Annotated in this window: 22 protein-coding genes; 15 read left to right on the forward strand and 7 right to left on the reverse strand. The window is 60.8% G+C overall.

From position 1 onward, the window contains the following. Positions 1 to 243: 243 nt before the first annotated feature. The 3 genes from ACIQU2_RS18910 (at position 244) to ACIQU2_RS18920 (ending at position 4,037) form a co-directional block, all read left to right on the forward strand. Positions 244 to 684, forward strand: coding sequence for a cytochrome c (locus ACIQU2_RS18910; RefSeq protein ID WP_008156283.1), 441 nt, complete (start codon positions 244 to 246; stop codon positions 682 to 684). A 3-nt stretch (positions 685 to 687) separates the two neighbouring features. Continuing rightward, entirely contained in the window at positions 688 to 2,118 is a 1,431-nt protein-coding gene (locus ACIQU2_RS18915; protein WP_403143266.1) for a cbb3-type cytochrome c oxidase subunit I, read from the forward strand. 77 nt (positions 2,119 to 2,195) lie between these two features. Then, a complete protein-coding gene (locus ACIQU2_RS18920) occupies positions 2,196 to 4,037 on the forward strand; it encodes a VWA domain-containing protein (RefSeq protein ID WP_347805469.1) in 1,842 nt (613 codons plus the stop codon). Between the two features lie 193 nt (positions 4,038 to 4,230). Here the strand turns inward: ACIQU2_RS18920 and ACIQU2_RS18925 are convergent, their stop codons facing one another. Then, a complete protein-coding gene (locus ACIQU2_RS18925; protein WP_347805476.1) occupies positions 4,231 to 4,419 on the reverse strand; it encodes a protein DnrP in 189 nt (62 codons plus the stop codon). 5 nt (positions 4,420 to 4,424) lie between these two features. Further along, entirely contained in the window at positions 4,425 to 5,108 is a 684-nt protein-coding gene (locus ACIQU2_RS18930; protein ID WP_008156275.1) for a Crp/Fnr family transcriptional regulator, read from the reverse strand. Positions 5,109 to 5,591: 483 nt separating this feature from the next. Between ACIQU2_RS18930 and ACIQU2_RS18935 the strand changes: the two genes are divergently transcribed. After that, the gene (locus ACIQU2_RS18935; RefSeq protein ID WP_403143270.1) at positions 5,592 to 6,782 is read left to right on the forward strand and encodes an NnrS family protein; all 1,191 of its coding nucleotides are present in this window, start codon (positions 5,592 to 5,594) and stop codon (positions 6,780 to 6,782) included. A gap of 25 nt (positions 6,783 to 6,807) precedes the next feature. After that, a complete protein-coding gene (locus tag ACIQU2_RS18940) occupies positions 6,808 to 7,248 on the forward strand; it encodes a CopD family copper resistance protein (protein ID WP_403143272.1) in 441 nt (146 codons plus the stop codon). 135 nt (positions 7,249 to 7,383) lie between these two features. Here ACIQU2_RS18940 and ytfE read toward each other — a convergent pair whose 3' ends face one another. Beyond that, positions 7,384 to 8,058 (reverse strand): iron-sulfur cluster repair protein YtfE, encoded by a 675-nt coding sequence (gene ytfE, locus ACIQU2_RS18945; protein WP_347805471.1) that lies wholly within the window; start codon positions 8,056 to 8,058, stop codon positions 7,384 to 7,386. Between the two features lie 155 nt (positions 8,059 to 8,213). Between ytfE and norR the strand changes: the two genes are divergently transcribed. The 7 genes from norR to ACIQU2_RS18980 all read left to right on the forward strand — a co-directional run bounded on the left by norR (position 8,214) and on the right by ACIQU2_RS18980 (position 14,880). Continuing rightward, positions 8,214 to 9,743 (forward strand): nitric oxide reductase transcriptional regulator NorR, encoded by a 1,530-nt coding sequence (gene norR, locus ACIQU2_RS18950; RefSeq protein WP_403143276.1) that lies wholly within the window; start codon positions 8,214 to 8,216, stop codon positions 9,741 to 9,743. A gap of 88 nt (positions 9,744 to 9,831) precedes the next feature. Further along, the gene (gene pdxH, locus ACIQU2_RS18955) at positions 9,832 to 10,479 is read left to right on the forward strand and encodes a pyridoxamine 5'-phosphate oxidase (RefSeq protein WP_403143278.1); all 648 of its coding nucleotides are present in this window, start codon (positions 9,832 to 9,834) and stop codon (positions 10,477 to 10,479) included. A 177-nt stretch (positions 10,480 to 10,656) separates the two neighbouring features. Then, the gene (gene moaB / locus ACIQU2_RS18960) at positions 10,657 to 11,211 is read left to right on the forward strand and encodes a molybdenum cofactor biosynthesis protein B (RefSeq protein ID WP_347805474.1); all 555 of its coding nucleotides are present in this window, start codon (positions 10,657 to 10,659) and stop codon (positions 11,209 to 11,211) included. Beyond that, positions 11,208 to 12,443 carry a gephyrin-like molybdotransferase Glp gene (gene glp / locus ACIQU2_RS18965; protein WP_403143280.1) on the forward strand — a complete coding sequence of 412 codons (1,236 nt, stop codon included), beginning with the start codon at positions 11,208 to 11,210 and terminating at the stop codon, positions 12,441 to 12,443. The genes moaB and glp overlap by 4 nt, the downstream gene beginning before the upstream one ends. Positions 12,444 to 12,519: 76 nt before the next feature. After that, positions 12,520 to 13,515 carry a peptidase U32 family protein gene (locus tag ACIQU2_RS18970; protein ID WP_347805876.1) on the forward strand — a complete coding sequence of 332 codons (996 nt, stop codon included), beginning with the start codon at positions 12,520 to 12,522 and terminating at the stop codon, positions 13,513 to 13,515. A gap of 10 nt (positions 13,516 to 13,525) precedes the next feature. Continuing rightward, complete coding sequence (locus ACIQU2_RS18975; RefSeq protein WP_347805877.1) at positions 13,526 to 14,416, forward strand: U32 family peptidase; 891 nt, start codon at positions 13,526 to 13,528, stop codon at positions 14,414 to 14,416. Then, positions 14,410 to 14,880, forward strand: coding sequence for an SCP2 sterol-binding domain-containing protein (locus ACIQU2_RS18980; protein WP_347805878.1), 471 nt, complete (start codon positions 14,410 to 14,412; stop codon positions 14,878 to 14,880). The genes ACIQU2_RS18975 and ACIQU2_RS18980 overlap by 7 nt, the downstream gene beginning before the upstream one ends. An 857-nt stretch (positions 14,881 to 15,737) precedes the next feature. Here the strand turns inward: ACIQU2_RS18980 and ACIQU2_RS18985 are convergent. The 4 genes from ACIQU2_RS18985 to ACIQU2_RS19000 form a co-directional block, all read right to left on the reverse strand. Next, positions 15,738 to 16,136 (reverse strand): putative zinc-binding protein, encoded by a 399-nt coding sequence (locus tag ACIQU2_RS18985; protein ID WP_347805879.1) that lies wholly within the window; start codon positions 16,134 to 16,136, stop codon positions 15,738 to 15,740. Between the two features lie 74 nt (positions 16,137 to 16,210). Continuing rightward, on the reverse strand, positions 16,211 to 16,885 hold the full coding sequence (locus ACIQU2_RS18990; RefSeq protein ID WP_347805880.1) for a Crp/Fnr family transcriptional regulator: 675 nt from the start codon (positions 16,883 to 16,885) through the stop codon (positions 16,211 to 16,213). Positions 16,886 to 16,971: 86 nt separating this feature from the next. Beyond that, positions 16,972 to 17,619, reverse strand: a complete 648-nt coding sequence (gene narL, locus ACIQU2_RS18995) for a two-component system response regulator NarL (RefSeq protein ID WP_347805881.1) — start codon at positions 17,617 to 17,619, stop codon at positions 16,972 to 16,974. After that, positions 17,616 to 19,418 carry a HAMP domain-containing protein gene (locus tag ACIQU2_RS19000; protein ID WP_347805882.1) on the reverse strand — a complete coding sequence of 601 codons (1,803 nt, stop codon included), beginning with the start codon at positions 19,416 to 19,418 and terminating at the stop codon, positions 17,616 to 17,618. The genes narL and ACIQU2_RS19000 overlap by 4 nt, the downstream gene beginning before the upstream one ends. A gap of 303 nt (positions 19,419 to 19,721) precedes the next feature. On the opposite strand from ACIQU2_RS19000, the gene ACIQU2_RS19005 reads away from it, so the two are divergent. From ACIQU2_RS19005 to ACIQU2_RS19015, 3 genes are all read left to right on the forward strand, one after another. After that, positions 19,722 to 21,026 (forward strand): nitrate/nitrite transporter, encoded by a 1,305-nt coding sequence (locus tag ACIQU2_RS19005; protein WP_403143284.1) that lies wholly within the window; start codon positions 19,722 to 19,724, stop codon positions 21,024 to 21,026. Then, complete coding sequence (locus ACIQU2_RS19010; RefSeq protein WP_403143286.1) at positions 21,004 to 22,401, forward strand: NarK family nitrate/nitrite MFS transporter; 1,398 nt, start codon at positions 21,004 to 21,006, stop codon at positions 22,399 to 22,401. Before ACIQU2_RS19005 ends, ACIQU2_RS19010 begins: the two co-directional genes overlap by 23 nt. A 69-nt stretch (positions 22,402 to 22,470) precedes the next feature. Further along, complete coding sequence (locus ACIQU2_RS19015) at positions 22,471 to 26,244, forward strand: nitrate reductase subunit alpha (RefSeq protein ID WP_403143288.1); 3,774 nt, start codon at positions 22,471 to 22,473, stop codon at positions 26,242 to 26,244. Position 26,245 lies beyond the last annotated feature (1 nt).

The raw sequence follows: 26,245 nt of genomic DNA on the forward strand, positions 1-26,245 counted from the left end.
CGAAGCCTGCGTTCGGCTGCGCAGCAGTCGTAAAATCAGGCACCGCGGTGTATCAGGTTCACCGAGGTGGCAGGGTTTGCGACTGCTGCGCAGCCGAACGCAGGCTTCGCCAGCTGCTACATGGACCGAGTTCGGTTCACGTGTAATACCCGACCAAAACCATCTGCCTTTCTTGATCGCCATCAAGCAGGTTTCAACCCTTCGCTTCCTATCATGGACGGGCCTAGCAAAGAGGAAGCGACCATGTCAGACACCTTCACCAAAGGCATGGCCAGGAACATCTACTTCGGGGGAAGCATTTTCTTCTTCCTGATATTCCTGGCTTTGACCTATCACACGGAACAGACCTTTCCAGAGCGCAGCAATGAAGCGCTGTTAACCGAATCAGTCGAGCGCGGCAAGTTGGTCTGGGAGCAAAACAATTGCATCGGCTGCCACACGCTGTTGGGCGAGGGCGCCTACTTCGCGCCTGAGCTGGGCAACGTGTTCCAGCGGCGCGGCGGGGAGGCGGGCTTCAAACCCTTCCTGCATGCCTGGATGAAAATGCAGCCACTGGGCGTACCGGGCCGGCGCGCGATGCCGCAGTTCAAGTTGAGTGACCAGGAGGTGGATGACATCGCCGAGTTCCTCAAATGGAGCTCGAAAATCAACACCAATGGCTGGCCGCCAAACAAGGAGGGCTAAGCGATGAGCATTGCTAATCCGCATCTGAAATTCGCCTCGCAATCCGTGGCCAAACCGTACTTCGTGTTTGCTCTGATCCTGTTTCTCGGTCAGATACTGTTCGGTTTGATCATGGGCCTGCAATACGTGGTAGGGGACTTTCTCTTTCCGATCATCCCCTTCAACGTGGCGCGGATGGTGCACACCAACCTGCTGATCGTCTGGATATTGTTCGGCTTTATGGGGGCTGCCTACTACCTGATTCCGGAAGAGGCCGACCGTGAACTGCACAGTCCGAAGCTGGCGATCATCCTGTTCTGGGTATTCGCCGCCGCGGGTGTGCTGACGATCCTCGGTTACCTGCTGGTGCCTTATGCCGGCCTGGCCAAGCTGACGCATAACGAGCTGCTACCGACCATGGGTCGGGAGTTCCTGGAGCAGCCGACCATCTCCAAGATGGGCATCGTGGTGGTCTGCCTGGGCTTTCTCTACAACATCGGCATGACCTTGCTCAAAGGGCGCAAGACCACCGTCAGCATGGTCATGATGACCGGGCTGATCGGGCTCGCGGTGTTCTTCCTGTTCTCCTTCTATAACCCAGGCAACCTCGCCCGCGACAAGTTCTACTGGTGGTGGGTGGTGCATCTTTGGGTAGAAGGCGTGTGGGAACTGATCATGGGCTCGATGCTGGCCTTCGTCCTGATCAAGATCACCGGTGTGGACCGGGAGGTCGTGGAAAAATGGCTCTACGTGATCATCGCCATGGCGCTGATAACGGGGATTATCGGTACCGGTCACCACTTCTTCTGGATCGGTGCGCCTGAGGTCTGGTTGTGGGTGGGGTCAATCTTCTCGGCACTCGAGCCGCTACCCTTCCTGGCGATGGTGATATTCGCCTTCAGCATGGTCAAGAACCGTCGCCGGGACCACCCGAACCGCGCCGCCACGCTGTGGGCCAAGGGCACCACGGTCACCGCGTTCTTCGGCGCTGGCGTCTGGGGGTTCCTGCATACCCTGGCACCGGTCAACTTCTACACCCACGGTTCGCAGTTAACGGCGGCTCACGGTCACCTGGCCTTCTACGGTGCTTACGCGATGATCGTGATGACCTTGATCAGCTATGCCATGCCGAAACTGCGAGGGCTCGGCGAGGCAGCGGACGAGCGTTCGCAGCAACTCGAGATCTGGGGCTTCTGGTTGATGACCCTGTCGATGGCCATGATCACGCTGCTGCTCACCGCTGCCGGTGTCGTGCAGATCTACCTGCAACGCTGGCCGGTGGATGGCGTCGCGTTACCGTTCATGGCCACTGTCGATCATCTGCAAGTGCTGTTCTGGGCTCGTCTGGGCGCCGGTCTCGGTTTCTTCGCAGGGCTGCTCTGCTACCTGTCGAGCTTCAAGCGGCGGGTGCCAGTGGGGATCACTGCGACTGCCGCCTCCGCTGTTCGTTCGTGAGTCAATAACACCCTGAAGGAGGACGGCCCGGCTGGTACAGCGGGCCGTTTCACATTGGTTTTCAGAGGAAAAAAACCATGGCCTTTACCGTCGAACTGGAAGAGTGGGTTGGCAGTGTCTGGCATCGCTTTATCACCCGCCGCGCCAGCCCGGATTTTCCCGAGGCCCGGGTCGAACTGATCCACCAGCAGCGACCGCTGGCGTTGTTGTTTCGCGCCATGGGTGGCGCCAATGGCGTCGGCGTGGAAGCCGCCAGCGACCGCGATCTGCTGTTGCGACGCAACGTGCTGCAGCAGATCGCCGGCACCTGCAAGCAAGTGCCCTTGGCGTGGTGCGACGAGGCGAACCTTCGTCTGCCGTCGAGCCTCGCGGTGTTCCCTGAAGTTGCATTGAACGAGGAGCTCTATCGTTGGCTCGCGTTGCTGGCGGCCCAGGCCGGGCAGATGCGTCATTGGGGGCGAGACAATCAGCGCTGGACGCAACAGCTGTTGCGGCGCTATCCCGCGTTGCGTGCCCGGTACAAACGTTTGGTCGATGCCCATCTGCAATTGCGCCCGGATCCGGCAACATTGAACCCCGGCGAAGCGGCCCTGGAACGAGCGTTATGCCAGGCGCTGCGCGAGCCGGGCAGTGTCGAACATTTCCCTCGCAGCGAACGGGCCGCGTGGCCGCTGCCGCTGTGGTTGTACCCACCGCAAAACCTCGCCAGCCCGCAGGCGGCCGATCTCGGTGACGAGTCGGAAGAATCGCTGACGACTCCGCCCGGCGAACAGAAAGGCGCAAGCAAACGCGCCAAGCGGATCGATGAAGGCAGCCGCGACGGCGGGTTGTTAATCGTGCGCCTGGAGAACCTGTTCAGCTGGACCGAACACGTGGACCTGGATCGCTGGTCGGACGACAGCGAAAACCCTGACGCGGCCAGAGTCGCCGAGGACCTGGATGAATTGAGTCTGTCGCGCACCCGCCTGCGCAAGGGCGGTGGCCTCAAGCTGCACCTGGATTTGCCACCGGCCGATGTCGACGATATTCCCCTGGGTGAGGGCATCAAGTTGCCCGAGTGGGATTACCGCAAGCAGCAGATGCAGGACAGCTTCGTCAATCTGCAAATGATGGTGCCCCGCGACTGTGAGGCGCAGCCATTGCCGCCACGGCTGAAGGCCTCGGCGCACCGTCTGCGCCGCCAGTTCGAGCACCTGCGCAATGATCGCCAATGGTTACGCCAGCAACCTCAAGGGTCTGAACTGGACATGCAGGCCTGGCTGGATTTTCACGTTGAACGCGAGCATGGCCAATGTGCGGAACGGGGTCTGTTCATGGAACAACGGCAGTCGCGCCGCGACCTCGCGTGCCTGTTGCTGGCCGACGTTTCGATGTCCACCGACGCCCACTTGAACGATGAGCATCGGGTGATTGATGTCATCCGCGACAGTCTGCTGCTGTTCGGCGAAACCCTGTCGGTGTTGGGTGATGATTTCGCCCTGTACGGATTTTCCTCGCTGCGTCGTCAGCAAGTGCGCATGCAGGAACTCAAGTCCTTCACCCAGCGCTATGACGACAACACCCGCGGTCGCATTCAAGGGCTCAAACCGGGTTATTACACCCGCATGGGCGCCGCCATCCGCCACGCCACCCAACTGCTGGGCAAGAGCAAACGCCGCAGCAAACTGTTGCTGCTGCTCACGGATGGCAAACCGAATGATCTGGATCTGTATGAGGGCCGCTACGGCGTTGAAGACACCCGCGAAGCGGTGCTGGAGGCGCGGCGTCAGGGGTTGACGCCGTTCTGTATCACGATTGATCGCGAGGCCGGGGATTACCTGCCTTACATGTTCGGCGCCAATGGCTACACCTTGATCCGCCAGCCCGAGCAGTTACCCCTGCGCTTGCCGCAGTTGTATCGGCAGCTGACTCAGCCTTGATCGACACGGTCCCTTGTCGCCTGCGCCCCTGTAGCAGCTGCCGAGCCTGCGAGGCTGCGTTCGGCTGCGAAGCAGTCGTAAATCCTAAATCCGCGGTTTAACTGACACACCGCGGTGACTGGTTTTACGACTGCTGCGCAGTCGAACGCAGCCTCGCAGGCTCGGCAGCTGCTACAGGGGAAATGTGTGGGGATCAGGCGTTGCGTGGCAGCCAGAAAAACATCGTCACGCAGAAGATCGTCAGGCCGATGCAGAACCACGTGAATCGGCGCAGCCGGCGTTCCCCCGCCTGTGCGGCGAATGCCGGCAGGGGCATGCCGCATTGGCGGCACTCGGGTTCTTGTGCGGGGTTGGCGTGCTGGCAATACAAACAGACGGGCATGTCACTCACTCGAACTGTTCCAGGCGCAGACGATCGAGAATGGCGATCTGGCGGCCGTCCTGGGTGATGATGTTTTCATCGATCAGGCGACGGATGATCCGCGAAAAGGTTTCCGGCTGGATCGACAGATGCCCGGCAATCAGTTGCTTGGCCATCGGCAGCTCGAATTGGCTGTCAACCGTTTGCTGGCGCACCAATTGCGTCAGCAGATAACGCACGACCCGGTGGGTGGCGTTTTTCAGGGACAGGGTTTCGATTTCGTTGACCCGTTGATGCAGGCGAACGCAGAGCTTGCCGAGCAGCGCAAAGGTCAGTCGGCTATTGCTCTGCAGCAGGCGCATGTAGGTGTTGTTGGATAATCGATAGAGCTGGGTGGGGCAGATCGCTTCGGCCGAGGCCACATAGTTCGGGGTGTCCATCAGCATCATCGCCTCGGCGAAGGTTTGCCGATCGCCGATCACCTCAAACACTTTTTCCTGACCATCCGGTGTCAGGCGGTAGATTTTCACCGCGCCGGCAATCACGAAATAGAACGAGTCTGCCGGCTCGCCCTGGCGGAACAGCGGTTCGCCCTTGTCGATGCTGAGCAGGTGGCTGGTACTCATCAATTCATCCAGCTGTTCTTCGTTCAACGGCTCGAACAAGTGATGACTGCGCAGAATCTGGTGATGGACGCGATGAAGCACCATAAGAATTCATCCTGAAGATTGAGGAGGGGATGGCGATCAAGTCAAACGAGGCCCAGCGAGACGCCGCTGGCCAACGCCAGAACCGAGGTCAACACCACAAACCAGGCCAGTGGCTGGATGACTTTTTTCATGACGACTCCTGGGGATCGAGAAGGATCAAGGTTTCTTTGATTGCTGAAAGCTTGAGCAAGACGCGGGCCATGCCTGAAGGCCTTTGTTTATTGGGGTTGTCAGAAAAGAGGGTAAAAAAGACCACGAGGTTTAGGGTTTAAATAACCATTAAAGGGTCATTTGTACCCTGAATGGATTTCATCGGCGGCACGCGAGGCTTGCTACCGGTGCGGATCGGCATCGGGGCACGCCCCTTGCACACTTGATCTGCGACAAAGGCAATTGATCGCCAATCCCCGATGATTGCCCCCGGACTTACTTCGACGCCTGCGGGTTGGCGTCAGGTCAGCAGCAAGGTAAAGGAGTGGCTTTATGCAAGTGCTCGACCGCCGTAAAGCGATGGCCATCGCGCCGTTGCTACGTTTGGCCTTTCGGCCATTTTTCCTCGCCGGCTGTCTTCTGGCGGGGCTGGCCATTCCGCTCTGGCTGGCCGCCTTCAGTGGTGCGCTTTCCGGTTGGCAGCCGTCGGGTGGTTGGCTGGGCTGGCATCGACACGAATTGTTGTTCGGGTTCGGCTTGGCGATCATTGCAGGCTTTCTGCTGACGGCGGTGCAGACCTGGACCGGTCGCCCCGGCATCAGCGGGCGACCACTGGCCGCGCTGGCGTTGCTGTGGTTGTTGGCGCGCGTGGCCTGGCTGGTCAATGCACCGTGGCCGGTGCTCGCGGTGCTGGAATTGGCGTTCCCGCTGGCGGTGGCCGCGCTCATGGGTTTCACCTTGTGGAAGGTGCGGCAGACACGTAACTACCCGATTGCGGTGGTGCTGCTGTTGTTAGCGGCGGCCGACGGGTTGTCCCTGTACGGCCTGGTCGAAGGTCATGAAGGCTGGCAGCGTCAAGGTGTGCTGACCGGCCTCTGGCTGGTGGCGGCGATGATGGGCTTGATCGGCGGGCGGGTCATTCCGTTCTTCATCCAGCGCGGCCTTGGCAAGGTCGAGGGCGTTACCCCTTGGCCGTGGCTGGATGGGATGCTGCTGATTGGCTCGCCGCTGGTGGCGTTGTTATATGCCGCGGGACCTGCGCTTGACCCCAATCTCTGGGCGGGCCTGTTGTTCGCCGTGTTGGCCGCTGGGCATCTGGTGCGTCTGGTTCGCTGGCATGATCGCGCCCTCTGGCGCGTGCCGTTGCTGTGGTCGTTGTACCTGGCGTATGCCTGGTTGGCGGTGGCCTGTCTCGCAATGGCGCTGTGGCATTTCGGTGCGCCGATTAACCCGAGTCTGGCGGTGCATTGCCTGACGATCGGCGCGATGGGCGGCCTGGTGTTGGCGATGATCGCGCGGGTCAGCCTGGGGCATACCGGCCGCGCGCTGGAGCCGCCATCGGGCATGACCATGGCGTTCATTTTGCTCAACCTGGCGTGTCTGAGCCGGGTCGTGTTGATCCTGTTCTTTCCCCTGCCTGCGTTGTGGCTGGCCGGTGTGTGTTGGGCGCTGGCGTTTGCGCTGTACGCCTGGCGCTATGGGCCGATGCTGCTGCGGGCCCGGGTGGACGGTCATCCGGGCTAAGCAAGTGAACTGATGGAGGCTGCCGGTGCTATATCCCTTTTTGCTGGTCACCCACTTGCTGGCGGCGATTGCCTTTATCGGCACGCTGTTTTTCGAAGTGGTGATCTGGCACCGCGCCCGCCAGCAGTTGGCGGGTACCGCGCAAACGATCGCAGATCAAGCGATCGCGGTGCGTTCGCGCAAGGTGCTACATGGCGTGGTGTTGCTGTTGTATGGCGCCGGCATCAGCCTGGCGTGGCAACACCGTGGCGTATTGAGTCAGCCGCTGGCGAGCAGTTTTGGCACGTTGCTGAGCCTGAAGATCGTCCTGGCCCTGAGCATCATCGGCCATTACTTCCTGCTGGCGTACTGGCTGAAAAGCGCACGACTGACCACGACCCGCGCCAGCTGGATTCGCCGCAGCATCCTCGGGCACATGGTGTTGATCGTGATCCTGGCCAAGGCGATGTTCTATTGGCACGGTTGATCGCGCTGGAAAACCCGTAAACCCGTGGTGGCGCCATTCGCGAGCAGGCTCGCTCCCACATTGGAATATTGTCCCCTGTGGGAGCGAGCCTGCTCGCGAAAGCTGCGTCACTGGTTTTGTGTGACCGGCAATCGATCAGTGGCGCGGGGTCAAGGCATTAACAAACAACACGTTGTTCTCCAGATGGATGTGTTGCATCAGGTCATCCCGAAACTCCAGCAGCCCACGATAAAGGGCACGCCAGGTGTTACAGGCATCGGCCGGCGGGGTGATGTTGTTGGTCAGCGCGAGCAGCTTTTCGAGGGCTTCGCCATGTTGATCATGTTCAAAACGCAGCACCTGGATCGGCGGGGCGGCCTGAGGGCCGATGCCCTGTTGCAGCATCGGGAACAGCACTTGTTCTTCCTTGAGCATGTGGCCTTCGAGTTCTTGTTGCATGTCGGTCAGCAGATCAGCCAGGCCGTTGGGACAGCTGCTGCGCGCGCCATGGACCTGCTCGACGCGACGGGCCAGGCGGATCAGTTCCGGCAGTTGCTCGCGATGGCGGGCGTGGTAGCGCGCCAGAAGGTGGGCGATCAACAGCTCCGACGGTTCGTTGCGCCAGTCGTGTTGGGTTTCGCCGGTGTCTTGCAGCCGGTGCAGCGCATCGGCGATCAGGACCGGGTCGAGGTCTTTGCCAGCGGCTGCTTCGCGCAGGCTTTTATGCCCGCCACAACAGAAGTCCAGTTTGAAGGTGTGAAAGATCCGCGTGGCGCCGGGAATGTCGCAGGCCAGTTGGCCGAGGCTTTGTTCCAGTAGGGTCAGGCTCATCAGGGGTTCCTTGTTTGGATTTCAACGGTTCCCCAGGCTCATTGCACCCGGCATGCCATATTTAACGTATTGAAAAATATGGCTTAATTTTTAGTTGTGGTGATAGGCACCCGGACGCTTTAGGGTGAATCCAACCATAGAGGGTAATAACTACCATGCTGCGTGAAAGCCTGGCGGCCGACCTCATTGTCGAGTTGCCCAATGCTGTGCGGTTGCAACGACTGGTCCAGACCCTGCGCGAGTACTTCAACAGTGGCGCCGTGGGATTGCTGCGTCTGGATGACGACAGCCTCAGGCCGGTCGCGACGGTGGGGCTGGTGCATGAAGCGTTGGGCCGCCGCTTTGTCATCGCCCAGCATCCGCGGCTGGCGGCGATCATGGCGTCGCGCGAACCCACCTGGTTCGAGCCCGACAGTCGCCTGCCGGATCCCTATGACGGCTTGCTCGACAATCACGCTGGCGAACCGATGCCCGTGCACGACTGCATGGGCGTGAGCCTGTACGTGGAGGGTCGGATCTGGGGTGCGATCACCCTCGATGCGCTTCACGCCGGGACCTTCGACAGCCGTGCGCGGGAAGAACTCAAGCGCTGCACCTTGCAGATCGAAGCCGCCGTGCGAGTCACCCGGCTTGAGCAGGAAAACCGCAGCCTGCGCTTGTCCCGCAGCGATATTCAAGACGTGCGCAGGCCAGCTGATGAAGGCGAAATCCTCGGGCAGAGTGAGGTGCTGCATCAGTTGCTCAATGAACTGGACGTACTGGCCGACTCCGAGCTGCCGGTGTTGCTGCTGGGCGAGACCGGCGTCGGCAAAGAACTGTTCGCCCGGCGCTTGCATCGTCTGTCGCGCCGCAGCCATAAGCCTCTGGTGCAGGTCAATTGCGCCGCTTTGCCGGAGTCTTTGGCAGAGAGTGAATTGTTCGGCCATGTCAAAGGCGCGTTTTCCGGCGCCACCAGTGACCGTGCCGGACGTTTCGATGCGGCCAACGGTGGCACGCTGTTTCTCGATGAAGTCGGTGAATTGCCATTGGCCGTGCAAGCGAAACTGCTACGCACCCTGCAGAATGGCGAGATCCAGCGCCTCGGTGCCGACAAGCCGCTGCATGTCGATGTGCGAATCATTGCAGCGACCAACCGGCACCTGCCGGACAGCATCCGCGACGGCTTGTTTCGGGCCGATCTGTATCACCGGCTCTCGGTGTACCCGGTGCCGATTCCGCCGCTGCGCGAGCGGGGTAACGATGTGTTGATGCTGGCCGGGCATTTCCTTGAACTCAATCGGACGCGGCTCGGTCTGCGCGGTTTGCGTCTGTCGCCGGCGGCCGAGCGAGCGCTGCTGACTTACAGCTGGCCGGGCAACGTGCGCGAGCTGGAGCATGTGATCAGCCGAGCCGCGTTGAAGCAGCTCAGTCGCGGCACGAGTCGCACGCTGATCATGACGCTGGAGCCCGAGATTCTGGACCTCGACAGTGCCATGGGCGGGCAGGGCGCGGTCGCCGAAAGTCCCCTGGACGTTACGGCTGATGAGCCGTTCCAGCCCCTGGGTGAAGCGGTCGACGATTACCAGCGCAAGAAAATTCTCCAGGCCTTGAGCCTGTCCGGGGAGAACTGGGCCAGCGCCGCGCGGATTCTGGAAGTCGATCCCAGCAATCTGCACAAACTGGCTCGGCGTCTGCGCCTCAAATAAGGCTGGGCATGCTCAGTGTTGATAGTGGTCAAGGTGGTCTTGCGCAGTGCATCGCACACTGGGCAGAACCTTTTTGGAGATCACCGTCATGCCCCTTTCCCTGGCACAGATGCGCCGCAACTACTCCCTTTTTGGCCTGCAAGACGAGTCGGCGCTGGACGACCCGCTGGCGATGTTCCGGCAATGGCTGCAACTGGCCCGCGATACCGAGCGCGCGCCTGTCGAAGCCAACAGCATGGTGTTGGCGACGGTCGACAGTGAAGGGCGTCCGCACTGCCGGGTCCTGCTGCTCAAGGGCTTGAGCGATGAAGGCTTCACCTTTTTCGGCAATTATCAGAGTGACAAGGGCCAGCAACTGGCCGCCAACCCGCATGCTGCCATGACCTTTTTCTGGCCGGGGCTGGAACGTCAGGTGCGTATCGAAGGCCAGGTCTCCAGGCTCGACCCGACGCTGTCGGATGCGTACTACGATTCCCGCTCACAGGACAGTCGCCTGGGCGCCTGGGCTTCACCGCAAAGCCGGCCGCTGGCCAATCGGGCCGAGCTTGAATCGCTGTTGATACAAACCACCCAACGTTTTGCCGGCAAGACCGTGCCGCGGCCCGAACATTGGGGCGGCTACTGCCTGCACCCTGAGCGTCTGGAGTTCTGGCAAGGCCGTGCCGACCGCTTGCATGATCGTCTCGATTACCGTTTGTGTGACGGTGTATGGCAACGAAATCGCCTGGCACCTTGAACAGATCGTGTAGCAATGGAGAACAATGTGGGAGCGAGCTTGCTCGCTCCCACAGGTTTTGTGTGGCCTGTACATTCTGCTTATGTCCCCGTGGAGGTACCTCCTTGGAGGAATAGGCTCGCTCGCCATTCCGGTTCAGGCTTTGTCACATACCCTCATTTACGGGAAGGCTTGGATATGGCCCATCTGGCGCAACGCACGTTTGAACCCCTGAACATCGCCGTGCTGACCATCAGCGATACGCGCACCTTTGACACAGACACCTCGGGGCAGACCCTGACGGATTTACTGCAAACGGCCGGGCATGTATTGATCGACCGTGATCTGGTCAAGGACGACATTTATCAGATCCGTGCAAAGGTTTCCCACTGGATCGCCGACCCCAAGGTGCAAGTGGTATTGATGACCGGCGGCACTGGTTTCACCGCGCGCGACAACACACCGCAAGCGGTCTTGCCGTTGCTGGACAAACACGTGGAAGGCTTCGGTGAACTGTTCCGTCAGGTGTCCCTGGCGGAAATCGGTATGTCCAGTCTGCAGTCACGGGCATTGGCCGGGATGAGCAACGGCGTGCTGGTGTGCTGCGTGCCGGGTTCGCCGGGCGCGTGTCGAACCGCCTGGAACCAGATCCTGCTCGAACAATTGGACAGCCGCACCGGCCCGTGCAATTTCGCCCCGCATTTGAAACCGCAAGCGCAACGGGTCATCGACGCCTGCGAGACACGCTCATGACCGGTCGGGTGTGTGACCTCGGCCACCTGATGCCGGTGGACGAGGCCATCAGCCGTCTGCTGGATCAGGCACCGTCGCCGCCCCTGGCGCAAAAGATCGGGCTGGATCAAGCCTTGGGGCGGGTGCTGGCGGCGGACATTCATTCCTCCGTCAACCTGCCGGCCTGGGACAACAGCGCCATGGACGGTTATGCCCTCAGGGCCGCTGACCTGCCACCGGACGGCGGCTATTTGTCGATTGGCGGACGAATTGCGGCGGGGGATCAGGCGTGCTCGCCCTTGCTCGCGCAGCAAGCCGTACAGATTTTTACCGGCGCGCCATTGCCGCCGGGTGCCGACACAGTGGTGCCGCAGGAGCGCTGCCGGATCGATGGCGAGCGTGTCTGGTTTCCGCCCGTAAGCGCTGGCGATCACGTGCGCAAGGAAGGTGAGGAGGTTCGCCGGGGAGATCTGTTGCTCCAGACCGGTAAACGCCTGCGTGCGCAAGAAGTAGGGTTGCTGGCCGGCGCTGGGATCGCGCGGGTGGAGGTCTATCGACCGTTGCAGGTGTGCTTGCTCAGCAGCGGCAATGAACTGCGTGAGCCGGGCGATCCATTGGCGCCCGGGCAGATTTACAACAGCAACCGCTACTGCCTCGCGGCGTTGTTGAGCGGTTGGGGCGTCGAGGTGCACGACTATGGCGTCATGGCCGATGAGTTGGCGGCCAGCCGGCATGCCTTGAGCCTGGCGTCCTCGGAATGCGACCTGTTGTTGAGTTCCGGTGGCGTCTCGGTGGGCGAGGAAGATCACCTCAAACAGGCCATCGAGGAACTCGGTAGCCTGGATTTCTGGCGGCTGGCGATTCAGCCGGGTAAACCGCTGGCCTTCGGCGAAGTGGCCGGCAAACCGTGGATCGGCATGCCGGGCAATCCTTCGGCGGCGCTGATTACCGCGTTGGTGGTGGTGCGTCCGTTCCTGCTCAGGGCCCAAGGCGTGAAAGACGTGTTGCCGGTGCCATTGGCCGTGCCCGCCGGATTCGACTGGTTGCAGCGCAACAAGCGCCGGCAGTACCTGCGTGCACGGCTGACCTCGGGCGCTGACGGCCAGCTGAGCGTGGAGCTGCACCCTCAGCAAAGCTCGGCGATGTTGACCGCCGCGTGTTGGGCCGACGGGCTGGCGGTGATCGAGCGCGAGCAGCAAGTGCTCAAGCACGACAACGTGATGTTCCTGTCCTTCGCCGACCTGATGCATTGATGGCAATTGATTGCCGTCAAGGCCGCTCCTGCCGGTCTCGCTAGACTGGCGGCGCGATTTTCCATGAGGATTACCCATGCAACTGGTCTGCCCGGCAGGGAACCTGCCTGCGCTAAAAGCGGCGGTGCGCGAAGGCGCCGATGCCGTTTATGTCGGTTTTCGCGATGACACCAATGCCCGGCATTTCGCGGGGCTGAACATGGACGACAAACAGTTCGACGCCGCCGTCGCCCACATTCGCCAGCATCAACGCAAACTCTATGTCGCGGTCAACACCTACCCGCAACCCAAGGGCTGGGAGCGCTGGCAGCGGGCGGTTGATCGCGCCGCCGATTTCGGCGTGGATGCGCTGATCGCCGCCGACCCCGGGGTGCTCAACTACGCCAGCCAGCGGCATCCACAACTGGCATTGCACCTGTCGGTCCAAGGCTCGGCAACCCATGCCGCAGCCTTGGAATTTTATGCGCAGCGCTACGGGATTCGTCGCGCGGTGCTGCCGCGGGTGTTGTCGTTGGCGCAGGTACGCCAGGTCGCCGCAAGCAGCCCCGTGCCCATCGAAGTCTTTGGCTTCGGCAGCTTGTGCATCATGGCCGAAGGGCGTTGCCACCTGTCTTCCTACATTACCGGCGAGTCGCCGAACCTGTGCGGCGTTTGCTCACCGGCCAAAGCGGTGCGTTGGAGCGACGACGCCGACGGCTTGAGCGCACGGCTCAGTGAGGTGCTGATCGACCGTTACACACCTGATGAACCCGCCGGTTACCCGACCCTGTGCAAAGGCCGTTTCCTGGTCGGCGGCAAACGCTTTCATGCGCTGGAAGAACCCACCAGCCTAGACACCCTGGACTTGCTGCCGGAGTTGACGGCCATCGGCGTCGAAGCAATCAAAATCGAGGGCCGGCAACGCAGTCCGGCCTATGTCGAACAAGTCACCCGCGTCTGGCGCGCGGCACTGGATGCCCACCGTGGCTCGCCGGGCAGTTTTCGGGTCAAGGAAGAATGGCGTCGGGTGCTGGCCGGTTTGTCCGAAGGCAGCCAGACCACCCTGGGTGCTTATCATCGATCATGGCAATGAGGGAGGCGACATGAAACTCAGCCTTGGACCGGTCCTGTTTTATTGGGACAAAGAGCAACTCAGCAACTTTTACGCCGAGATGTCGGCCTTGCCCCTGGATGTAATTTATCTGGGGGAAACCGTGTGTTCGAAACGCCGGGCCTTTTCACTGGATCAATGGCTGGGTTTGGGGCGCGAGTTGCAGACCTGCAGCCAGGCACAGTTGGTGATCTCCAGCCTGACGCTGATCGAAGCGGCGTCCGAGCTCTCCAGCCTGCGGCGGCTCTGCGACAACGGCCAATTGTTGGTGGAGGCCAACGACATGGGCGCGGTGCAGTTTTTGGCCGAGCGCAAGTTGCCGTTCGTGGGCGGACCGGCGCTGAATTTGTACAACGGTCATACGCTGGCGCAACTGCTGGACTGCGGGATGACCCGTTGGGTGCCGCCGGTGGAATGCTCGGCGGCGCTGATTGGCGATGTGCTTGATCAAGTGCGCGAACTGGGCCGTGAGGTGCCGGAAGTCGAGATCTTTGCCTATGGGCATTTGCCGTTGGCTTATTCCGCACGCTGCTTCACCGCTCGGGCGGAAAACAAGCCCAAGGACGACTGCCAGTTTTGCTGCATCAATTACCCCGATGGCCTGCCGTTGACCAGTCAGGAAGGGCAGGCGCTGTTCACCATCAACGGAATTCAAACGATGTCGGCCGATGTGACCAATCTGCTGGCGGATTACACCGGGCTGTTGGCCTGTGGTGCCGATGTGTTGCGTCTGAGCCCTCGCGCTCAGGGCATGGCCGAGGTCATTGCCGCCTATCAACGGGTTCGTCTGGGCGAGACACCGCCGCTGTTCGTCGACGGTTGCAATGGCTACTGGCATGGCCAGGCCGGCATGTTGCGCGTCGAGGAGGTCGGCCTGTGTTGAATCGTAAAAAGTGGTTGTTGAAAGGCGCCGACCGGTTATTGCCGATGGTGCGCCGGGTGCCCTTTGCGGTGCAGCGCCTGGCGTTGCAGCAGGCGCTCAATCGCTGCCTCGCCGAGCCGTTGCGCGATGGCGAGTTTGAAGTGTTGCGTGGGCGTTGGTTGTGCTTGCGGATTCCGGACCTGGGGTTGTCCTGGTTTCTGACGCTGACCCGTGAAGGGTTGCGAATTGCTGAGCGCGCCAACGCGCATGTGACCATCAGCGGCAACTGGCGTGAGTTTTTATTGCTGGCCAGCCGTCAGGAGGATCCGGATACGCTGTTCTTTCGCAGGCGTTTGGTGATCGAGGGTGATACGGAGTTGGGGCTGGCGTTGAAAAACCTGATCGACAGTCTTGATCCTGATGTGTTGCCTGTGTGGTTGTGGCGCAATCTGGAGCGGGCGGGGAAGGGGTTGGCGGCGGGGTAATCGACGTCGCTCAATTGTGGGAGCTGGCTTGCTGGGCTATTTTTTTGGCTCAGTACATATCCATTTCTGCGGTAACGGCTGCTTAGGGTTCCGCCCTTACGGCGGGTCACTTTGGAAAAGCGCCAAAGTAACCAAAACGCTTTGGCCCCTGACGTCCGGTGCCTCGCCTAGGCTCGCCATGCCCTCGCTCCGGTCCTGCTCCGTGGGCCCGCCGCCATCGGCCATCCATGGCCGGGGGCGGCTAACGCGGCATCCCTGCCGCGGTGCCCACTGCGCAGACCCTGCGCTCGGCCTTCCGACGGGGCAGATCAAGATCAAAAGCAAGATCAAAAGCCAGGGCCAAAGGGGCGTTGTACCTGTGGGAGCGAGCCTGCTCGCGAAAAACGTCCGGACACCGCGTTCATTCAGACAGCACGCGTTATCGTTTACGTCTTTCGCGAGCAGGCTCGCTCCCACAGGGGGAATGCGTACGCTTGAAGAGGCAGGCCGGCCGGGTAGGCCGCCTCGCTTTGCTTTGCGGTGTACGCCCCCTCGAGAGGCCGAGTGGAGGTTCTGTGTAGTGGGCAACCCGGCATGGATGCCGGGTTAGCCGCCCCCGGCCATGGATGGCCGATGGCGGCGGGCCCACGGAGCAGGACCGGAGCGAGGGCATGGCGAGCCTGGGCGAGGCTCCGAACGAAAGGGGCAAGAACCCTTTGGTTACTTTGGGGTTCTTTTCCAAAGTGACCCGCCGTAAGGGCGGAACCCTAGGTCGCCGTTGCCGCAGGAATGGATCTGTACTCCGACCAAAATAATAGGTCAGCGGTCAGTCCGCCATCACGAGCAAGCTCGCTCCCACAGTGGTTTTTCGTTGGCCGTTAGGCCATCGTTTCCTGCAGGCTTTCATGCTGGCGAGCATCACTCGTAATCAACTGCTTGATCTGTTCAAACAACTCATCACTCTCTGCTTGCCTGCAGTCCTCGCCATAGCGCTTACGCAACCCGTAATGGCTAAGAATCAAATGCACATCAGCATGCAGACCATGCTGCTTCAGGCAACTTTCAACACATTGCAACGGACACCCATCCAGCGCAAAAATCCGCCGTCCCGAGCGTGCCTTGTTGACCAGCGCCGCCACATGCCCGCCGACCCCGACGATGCAGGACATTTCCGCCAGGCCACTGCGATCGAGCCGCACGGCCAGGGTGTTGGCCAGTTGGGCGACGTTGGAGCAGCCTGAGCAGGAGTAAATCAGGGGCAAGGTTGAACGGGACATGAGCGCTCTCCATGGATGGACTTCTTCAGTGTGCAAGGCCGGTGGCATTGCGCATTGACTGCGGTCAATTCCGTTTATTGGAAGGCCGCGAGATCCTCTTCGGCGAGGATGCTGATGTTGCGCCGTTCCATGGCGATCAGCCCGCTGTCCACCAGGCGATGCAAGATCCGCGAAAAGGTTTCCGGCTGGATGCCCAGCTTCGAGGCCACCAGGCGTTTGGACACCTGCAAGACAATCAAGCCGTTGACCGGGTTGCGTTCCTGGAACAGGAAATTGATCACCCGACGGCTCGCGCTGGCCATGGTCAAGGTGTCGATGTCGCGCAGACGCAGGTGCAGGTGCACGCTCATGCTCGCCAGGATCGCCAGGCAAACTTTCGGCTGGTCTTCGAGGACGTTGCGGTAATGGCTGCCCTCGATACTCACCAGCACGCTGTCCTTCAGCGCCGTGGCGCTGACCGGGTAGAGACGGGCCTGGCTGAACAGCAAGGCTTCGGCAAACGTCTGGCCGGGCTGAATGATCTCCATCAGGTTTTCCTGACCTTCGCCGGTCAGCCGGTACAACTTGATCTGGCCGCTGACCAGCAGGAAAAAGCGCTTGGCCGGATCGCCCTGATGCATGAGTGTGCTGTGACAAGCCAGGCGCTTGAGCATCGCCAGGCCGCAGACTTCCTCGAAGATTTTCTCCGGCAGTTGGCTGAAGAGATGATGACGACGCAACGTTAAAACGATGGAAGGGTGGGTCAGCATGGCGTACCTCCGCTGACGCTCATAGTAGAGAGCGCCGGCCGGATGACCTATGCCTCTGCCGGCCTACCTCCAAAGAGGCATGCCCCTCAGCCCGCATTGCGCAGATGCTCCATGGCCCACACCGCCGCCTCGACCCGCGAGCGCAAGCCGAGTTTGTGCAGCAGGTTTTTCACGTGAACCTTGACCGTCCCTTCGGTGATGCCCAGCTTGTGCCCGATGACTTTGTTGCTGAAGCCGCTGGCGATGGTTTTCAGCACCTGGCGTTCACGCTCGGTCAGTTCCACCACGGTCTGGCGCTGCGGTGAGCGCAGCGCCTGGGCCATGACCTGGGTCAGCCCCGGGCTGATCACCAATTCGCCGTTCAAGGCATTGCGGATGTACTGAATCAACAGTTCGGGTTCCATGTCCTTGAGCAGATAGCCGTCGGCATCCAGACGCAATGCGTCGCGAATATCGTCTTCGGCATCCGAGACCGTGAACAGCAGCACCTTGCCGGTGTAGTGCATCGCCCGTAATTGGCGCAGGGTTTCAATGCCATTCATCTGCGGCATGTTGTTATCGAGCAACACCAGGTCCGGTTGCAGTGGTTCGATTAGAACGAGTGCTTCTTCGCCGTTGCTGGCTTCACCGACGATCAGGAAATCATCTTCGAGTTCGAGCATCTGGCGGATGCCGTGACGCATCATCGGGTGGTCGTCGACCAACAGGATGGTGTGTTGCAGGGACGGGTTCATGTGACGCTACCTTCTGTTTGCTGCCCGAGAAACTCCGGTTGGAATTCCAGTTGGACGAGGGTGCCTTGCGGCTCCCTGGACACTATTTTGAGTTGACCGCGCAAGCTGCGGGCTCGCTCATCCATGATTTTCAGGCCGTGGTGTTCGCGTTGGTCGACGTTGCCGCTGAAGCCACGCCCGTCGTCTTCGACGATGAGCCTGACGGTTTCACCGTCCTGACGCAGTTGCAGCCAGGCGTTTTGCGCGTGGGCATGGCGCAGGCAATTGGAGAGCGCCTCGCGGGTGATCTGCAAAATGTGGATTTGCTCGCTGGCCGATAACTGAAAGGCCAGCGCGTCGACGTGCAGGTGCACCTGGAATTCCCCGCGACGGGAGAACTCCTCGGCGGTGTCCTTGAGTTCCTGCACCAGTCCCGCATCGTGAATCTGCAAGCGAAAAGTGGTCAGCAACTCGCGTAACTGGCGGTAGGCATTGTTCAGCCCTTCGCGCAGTTCGGCAGCCACGTTTTCCAGGGTCTCGACCGGTTCGCCTCGGCGCATCAGGGTCTGCAGGCGGCTGACTTGCAGCTTCATGTAGGACAGGGCCTGGGCCAGTGAGTCGTGCAATTCGCGGGCAATGATCGTGCGTTCGTCGAGCAGCAGCAGACGATGATCCTGCTCCCGTTGACGCTTGAGCGAGAGCGAGGTGCCAATCAGGTTGGCCAGGGCCTGGATCAGCTGGGTTTCCCAGGCTTGCGTCGGGTGCCCGTCGACAAAATGCGCCTTGAGTTCTCCCAGTTCACTGCCCTGATTGCTGATGCTGAAGGTTTGCGGGCTGGCTTTATGGTGCTTCTGACACGTGGCGCAATCGCTGCTGGCGCAGACCTCTCGGATGTTCGCGCCATGCAGGGCGAGCAACTGCTGGGCCGGTGCCTGCATTTGTCCTTGCAGGCACAGCGACAGACGCAAGCCTGGCAGGCGCTGCTGGAAGCGCCGGATCAACTCATCCAGGCCTTCGGCATTAGCCAGGCGAGTGGCCAGGCTTCGGCTGCTTTGGTACAGCAACTCGAGGGCGGCATTGGCTTGTTGCAGGTTCAGGGTTTTTTGCTGGACCTGACTCTCAAGGGTGCGATGCGAGTCTTCGATCGTCTCGGCCATGGCGTTGAAACTCATGGCCAACTGGCCCAGTTCGTCCTGGGACTGATGATTGACCCGCACCTTGAAATCGCCGCGACGAAAGCGCTGGGTTGCATCCACCAACTCTTTCAAGGGCATGACGACCCCGTACTGCAATTCGTAGAGCCCAATCAGCAGGACGAACAGGGTGGTGAACAGGGCCAGGCCCTGGATCACCTGTTGCCAGCCTTGCTTCTGTTCGCTTTGGCGCTGCAACAGGTTGACGAACTGGTTCAGTTGTTCAATGAAGGGCAGGGCCTGGGTCTGAAAATAGGCGGCATCGCCGCGCTCCAGTGCCGGGCGCAAATCCTCGTTCCAGTGTTGCTGGATTTGCCCGTAGCTGATTTGCAGCGCGGTGGTCGGGCCATCTTCCAGCACCGCCTTGAGTGACTGGCTGTTGAGGCGGGTTTGCAGGCTGTCGGTGACGGCGGCGATGTCTGAGGGGGTTGCGCCCGCCGCCAGTTTCCAGCTCAGGTGGTAAGTCTCCATGCGCACCGAGCCTGCGGTGTTGATGGCGGCCGCGTCGCCCTGGCTGAACCAGGCGATCAACCCGGCGCTCAACGAACTGGCGAGGGCGAGCACGGCGATCAGGATCACCGCCAGCCCGGCGCGAGCGGGCAGGGAGCTGCGCAACCAGCGCACCATCAGCGCAGGTCCGGGAAGAAATCAGGAAAACCGAGCATGTGCAGCTCCAGGATGGGTTTTGCCGCCGATCCCGGGCGCGCTACCTCTAAAGAGTTGTCGACTGATCCTTGTCAGCAAAAACCTTGGCGGAAAACCTTAAGACGCTGATAAACAAGCGGTTTTAGGGTTTTCCTGTACTACCTCCTTAGAGGTAGACCGCACAAGCATAGGCCAATGCCCCCTAGGGCTTCGTTGACATGGATCAAGTTTTTACGGGGTTGGCCTCTCTAGTCTGCCGCCATGGCTAACTGACTGGAGAGCATTGTGAACCAACCGCGTGTACGACAAGGCTTGGTCTTGGGCATGAGTACGCTGGCCTTCACGGTCTGTTTCATGGTCTGGATGATGTTTGCCGTGCTCGGGGTGCCGATCAAGGACCTTCTCCAGCTCAACGAAACCCAGTTCGGCCTACTGGCCGCGACCCCGGTACTGACTGGCTCGCTGGTGCGTTTGCCACTGGGTCTGCTGACCGACCGCTTTGGCGGGCGCAGCGTGTTCTTCCTGCTGATGCTGGCCTGCGTGGCACCGCTGTACCTGATCAGTCACGCCACCGCCTACTGGCAGTTCCTGGTGCTGGGCTTGTTCGTCGGCCTGGCCGGCGGCTCGTTCTCGGTCGGCATTGCCTACGTCGCCAAATGGTTCGACAAGGAGAATCAGGGCTTTGCGATGGGCATCTTCGGTGCCGGTAATGCCGGGGCTGCGGTGACCAAGTTTCTCGCCCCGGCACTGATCGCTGCCGGCAGTTGGCAGCTGGTGCCGAAAGTCTTCAGCGCGATCCTCTTTATTACCGCGCTGTTGTTCTGGTTCCTCAGCGCCGAAAACAAGGACCACCGCAGTGCCACCGGCGCCACATTGCGTGAGCAATTGAGCTCGCTGAAGGACCCGGCGGTGTGGCGCTACTGCCAGTACTACTCGATCGTCTTCGGTGGCTATGTCGCCCTCGCGCTGTGGATGACCAAGTACTACGTGCAGGAATACGGTTTCAGCCTGCAAAGCGCGGCGCTGCTGGCGGCCTGTTTTTCCCTGCCCGGTGGCGTGCTGCGTGCCGTCGGCGGCTGGATGTCGGATCGCTGGGGTGCGCAAAGCGTGACCTGGTGGGTGTTGTGGGTCAGCTGGATCTGCCTGTTCCTGCTCTCGTATCCCCAAACCCAACTGCAAGTGCAAACGATCAACGGCCCGGTGGATTTCCACATCGGCCTCAATCCCGCGCTGTTCACCGTGCTGCTGTTCGTCATGGGCATCGCCTTCGCGTTCGGCAAGGCCTCGGTCTTCAAGTACATCGCCAACGACTACCCGAAAAACATGGGCGCGGTGTCCGGCATCGTCGGCCTCGCCGGTGGCCTGGGCGGTTTCGTGTTGCCAATCCTGTTCGGCGCCCTGGTGGACCTCACCGGCGTGCGCTCTTCCTGCTTCATGTTGATGTACGGCGTGGTCTGGGTCTCCCTCACCTGGATGTACTTCAGCGAAATACGCAAAAGCGCGGTGCTGGGTAAAGCGCCGCTGCTGACCCCGTCCCCGATTTCCAGCATTGCCCTAGGAGAAGAACATGTCCGTTCTGCAAAAGCCTGACAAAGGCCCGGTCATTCATGACTGGCGCCCCGAGGACCCAGCATTCTGGGGAAGTAGCGGCAAACAGACCGCCACGCGCAACTTGTGGATTTCCATTCCTGCGCTGCTGCTGGCCTTTGCGGTATGGATGGTCTGGAGCACGGTGATTGTGCGTTTGAACGCCATCGGCTTCAGCTTCACCACCGACCAACTGTTCTGGCTGGCGGCGTTGCCGGGGCTGTCCGGGGCGACCTTGCGCGTCTTCTATTCCTTTATGGTGCCGATCTTCGGTGGCCGTCGCTGGACTGCCCTGAGCACCGCGTCCCTATTGTTGCCATCGATCTGGATGGGCTTCGCCGTGCAGGACCCGAGCACCTCCTACAGCGTGTTCGTGTTGATTGCCTTGCTCTGCGGTTTTGGTGGCGGCAACTTCGCCTCGAGCATGTCCAACATCAGCTTCTTCTATCCCAAGTCGCAACAGGGCACAGCCCTTGGCCTCAACGCCGGGCTGGGTAACCTGGGCGTCTCGGTGATGCAGTTCTGTGTGCCGCTGGTGATTACCTTCGGTGTGTTCGGCTTCATGGGCGGCCCGCCGCAAGCACTACCGGACGGCGGTCAGTTATGGTTGCAGAACGCCGGCTTCATCTGGGTGCCGTTTATTGTCCTGGTGACGGTGCTGGCCTGGTTCGGCATGAATGACCTGTCCAGTGCCCGCGCTTCCTTCAGCGAGCAGGCGGTGATCTTCAAACGCAAACACAACTGGCTGATGTGCTGGTTGTACCTGGCGACCTTCGGTTCGTTCATCGGTTTCTCCGCCGCGTTTCCGCTGCTGATCAAAACCTCTTTCCCTGATGTCATTGCCTTGAAATTCGCCTTCCTCGGCCCGTTGGTTGGCGCGCTGGTACGCCCATTGGGCGGCTGGCTGGCGGACAAGCTCGGCGGCGCGAAAGTGACCTTGTGGAACTTCGTGGCGATGATCGTGATGGTCTTCGGCGTCATGCACTTCCTGCCGCAGAACGGTGAGCCCGGCAACTTCTACGGCTATCTCGGCATGTTCATGCTGCTGTTCATTACCACTGGCATCGGCAACGGCTCCACCTTCCGCATGATTCCGGTGATCTTCCGCACCCAGCATGAAAAAGCCTCGGCCGGCAAACCACCCGCCGTGCGCGAACAAGCGCTGAAGAATGCCGGCAAAGAGTCAGCCGCGGTCCTGGGCTTCAGTTCGGCCATGGGCGCCTTCGGTGCGTTCTTCATTCCCAAATCCTTCGGCACTTCGATGGCCCAGACCGGCGGCCCAGAGATGGCCTTCTACATGTTCGTCGGCTTTTACGTGAGCTGCATCGTGGTGACCTGGTGGTGGTACGCGCGCAAAGGCGCCGCGACACCCTGCTGAGAAGAGCCGAATCCAACCATTGCGTGGGCGGGGCACAGACTCCGCGACAAAGCCTGAGAGGACTACACCGTGAGTCATTTACTGGATCAATTGCGGTTTTTCAATCGCAAGCAAAACGAGTTTTCCGACGGTCATGGCGAGACCCGCAAAGAGTCTCGCGACTGGGAGAACGTCTACCGTTCGCGCTGGCAGTACGACAAGATCGTGCGTTCCACCCACGGGGTGAACTGCACCGGCTCCTGTTCGTGGAAGATCTACGTCAAGAACGGCCTGATCACCTGGGAAACCCAGCAGACCGACTACCCGCGTACCCGTAACGATCTGCCGAACCATGAGCCCCGTGGCTGCCCGCGTGGTGCCAGTTACAGCTGGTACATCTACAGCGCCAACCGGCTCAAGTACCCGAAAATCCGCAAGCCGTTGCTCAAGCTCTGGCGCGACGCGCGGCAAACCATGGCGCCGGTCGAGGCCTGGGCCAGCATCGTCGAGGACAAGGTCAAGGCCGACTCCTATAAAAGCAAGCGCGGCATGGGTGGCTTCATTCGCTCCAACTGGGAGGAAGTCAACGAGATCATCGCTGCCGCCAACGTCTATACGATTAAGCAATACGGCCCTGACCGGATCGTCGGTTTCTCGCCGATTCCGGCCATGTCGATGGTCAGCTATGCCGCAGGTTCGCGTTACCTGTCGCTGATCGGCGGCGCCTGCCTGAGTTTCTACGACTGGTACTGCGACTTGCCACCGGCCTCGCCGATGGTCTGGGGTGAGCAGACCGACGTGCCGGAATCGGCCGACTGGTACAACTCCAACTACATCATTGCCTGGGGCTCCAACGTCCCGCAGACCCGTACCCCCGACGCGCACTTCTTTACCGAAGTCCGTTACAAGGGCACCAAGACGGTCGCGATCACTCCGGATTACTCGGAAGTCGCCAAGCTCACCGACCTGTGGCTGAACCCTAAGCAAGGCACCGATGCGGCGCTGGCGCAGGCGTTCAACCATGTGATCTTCAAAGAATTCCACCTGGACAAACCGAGCGCTTATTTCACCGACTACGCCAAACGCTTCACCGATTTGCCGGTGCTGGTGCTGCTCAAACAAATGGTCGACAAGGCACCGGGCGCCGGTTACCAGCCGGACCGCTTCCTGCGCGCCAGTGACCTGACTGACAACCTCGGCCAGGAAAACAACCCGGAATGGAAAACCATCGCCCTGGATGTCAGCGGTGAACTGGTGTCCCCTCAGGGTTCCATCGGTTATCGCTGGGGCGAGAAGGGCAAGTGGAACATCCTGCCCCGTGAAGGCGGTGAAGGCCGTGAGATCGATCTGAAGCTGAGCCTGATCGGCGATGACGTCGCCGAAGTGGCGTTCCCGTATTTTGCCGGCGAGTCCCACGAGCACTTCCAGCACGTGGCCGGCGATGCCGTGCAATACCGCCGCGTGCCGGTGCATAACGTGGTGCTGGCAGACGGCAGCGTGGCCAAAGTCGCCACCGTGTTCGACCTGTCGGCTGCCAACCTGGCCATCGACCGCGGTCTCGGCGGCGAAAACGTGGCCAAGGATTACGACGACGCCTCGGTGCCTGGCACCCCGGCGTGGCAGGAGCAGATCACCGGCGTCAGCCGCGAGAAAGCGATAAAGATTGCCCGTGAGTTCGCCGACAACGCCGACAAGACCAAGGGCCGCTCGATGATCATCGTCGGCGCGGCGATGAACCACTGGTACCACATGGACATGAACTACCGCGGGCTGATCAACATGCTCATGCTCTGCGGGTGTGTCGGTCAGACCGGTGGCGGTTGGGCGCACTACGTTGGCCAGGAAAAACTCCGTCCGCAATGCGGCTGGCTGCCCCTGGCGTTCGGCCTGGACTGGAACCGTCCGCCTCGCCAAATGAACGGCACCAGCTTCTTCTACGCCCACAGTTCGCAGTGGCGTCACGAGAAAATGAGCATGCACGACGTGCTCTCGCCATTGGCCGATAAATCACAATTCCCTGAGCATGCGCTGGACTACAACATCCGCGCCGAACGCGCCGGCTGGTTGCCCAGCGCACCGCAACTCAACACTAACCCTTTGCACATTTGCCGCGACGCGGCTGCGGCCGGCATGGACCCGAAAGACTACGTGGTCAAGTCGCTGCAGGACGGTTCGCTGCGCTTCTCCTGCGAACAGCCGGACAGCCCGGTCAACTTCCCGCGCAACATGTTTATCTGGCGTTCCAACCTGCTGGGCTCCTCGGGCAAAGGCCACGAGTACATGCTCAAGTACCTGCTGGGCACCAAAAACGGGGTGATGAACGAAGACATCGGCCAGGTCGGCGATTGCAAACCCGAAGAAGCCGAATGGGTGGACGAGGGCGCTATCGGCAAACTCGATCTGGTCACCACGCTGGACTTCCGCATGTCTTCGACCTGCGTCTATTCCGACATCGTGTTGCCGACCGCAACCTGGTACGAAAAAGACGACATGAACACCTCGGACATGCACCCGTTCATTCACCCGTTGTCGGCCGCCATCGATCCGGCGTGGGAATCGCGTTCCGACTGGGAAATCTACAAAGGTATCGCCAAGGCGTTTTCCAGCATGTCCGAAGGGCATCTGGGTGTTGAAAAGGATCTGGTGACCATCCCGCTGATGCACGACAGCGTCGGCGAACTGGCCCAACCGTTTGGCGGCACCGACTGGAAAAGCGCCGGTGTGGCCCCGGAACCGGGCAAGAACGCACCGAACCTGCATGTGGTGGAGCGTGACTACCCGAACATCTACAAACAGTTCTCGTCCCTCGGGCCATTGCTGGAGAAACACGGCAACGGCGGCAAAGGCATCAACTGGAACACCGAAGACGAAGTGAAATTCCTCGGTGAACTCAATCACAAGGAAGGCGATGCCGGTATCAGCCAGGGGCGGCCGAAAATCGACACGGCGATCGATGCCGCTGAGGTGATTCTGTCCCTGGCACCGGAAACCAACGGCCAGGTGGCGGTCAAGGCCTGGGCTGCACTGTCGGAATTCACCGGTATCGACCACAGTCACCTGGCGCTGTCCAAGGCCCACGAGGCGATTCGTTTCCGCGACATTCAGGCACAGCCGCGCAAGATCATTTCCAGCCCGACCTGGTCGGGGCTCGAAGACGATCACGTTAGTTACAACGCCGGCTACACCAACGTCCATGAAGGGATCCCATGGCGCACCATCACCGGTCGCCAGCAGTTCTACCAGGATCACCCGTGGATGCAGGCGTTCGGCGAGCAGTTGATGAGCTATCGGCCGCCGGTCAACACCCGCACCATCGAAGGGGTGAAAGGCAAGCGCAGCAACGGCCACAAGGAAATCGTCCTGAACTGGATCACCCCGCACCAGAAATGGGGCATCCACAGCACCTACAGCGACAACCTGCTGATGCTCACCCTCAGCCGTGGCGGGCCGATTGTCTGGCTCTCGGAGAACGACGCGAAAAGCGCCGGTATCGAGGACAACGACTGGATCGAGTGCTTCAACATCAACGGTGCACTGACTGCCCGGGCGGTGGTCAGCCAACGGGTCAAGGACGGCATGGTGATGATGTACCACGCCCAGGAACGGATCGTGAACGTGCCAGGTTCGGAAACCACCAAGACCCGTGGCGGCCACCACAACTCGGTCACCCGGGTAGTGCTCAAGCCGACCCACATGATCGGCGGCTACGCCCAGCAAGCCTACGGTTTCAACTATTACGGCACGGTCGGTTGCAACCGCGACGAATTCGTCGTGGTGCGCAAAATGTCCAAAGTCGACTGGCTCGATGGTTCAAGTGGCGATGACCTGCCGCGTCCACTGCCGACCGATATTGAGGAGAACTGAG

Source organism: Pseudomonas sp. NPDC098740, assembly GCF_044760065.1.
In the GTDB taxonomy this organism is placed as follows: domain Bacteria; phylum Pseudomonadota; class Gammaproteobacteria; order Pseudomonadales; family Pseudomonadaceae; genus Aquipseudomonas; species Aquipseudomonas rossensis.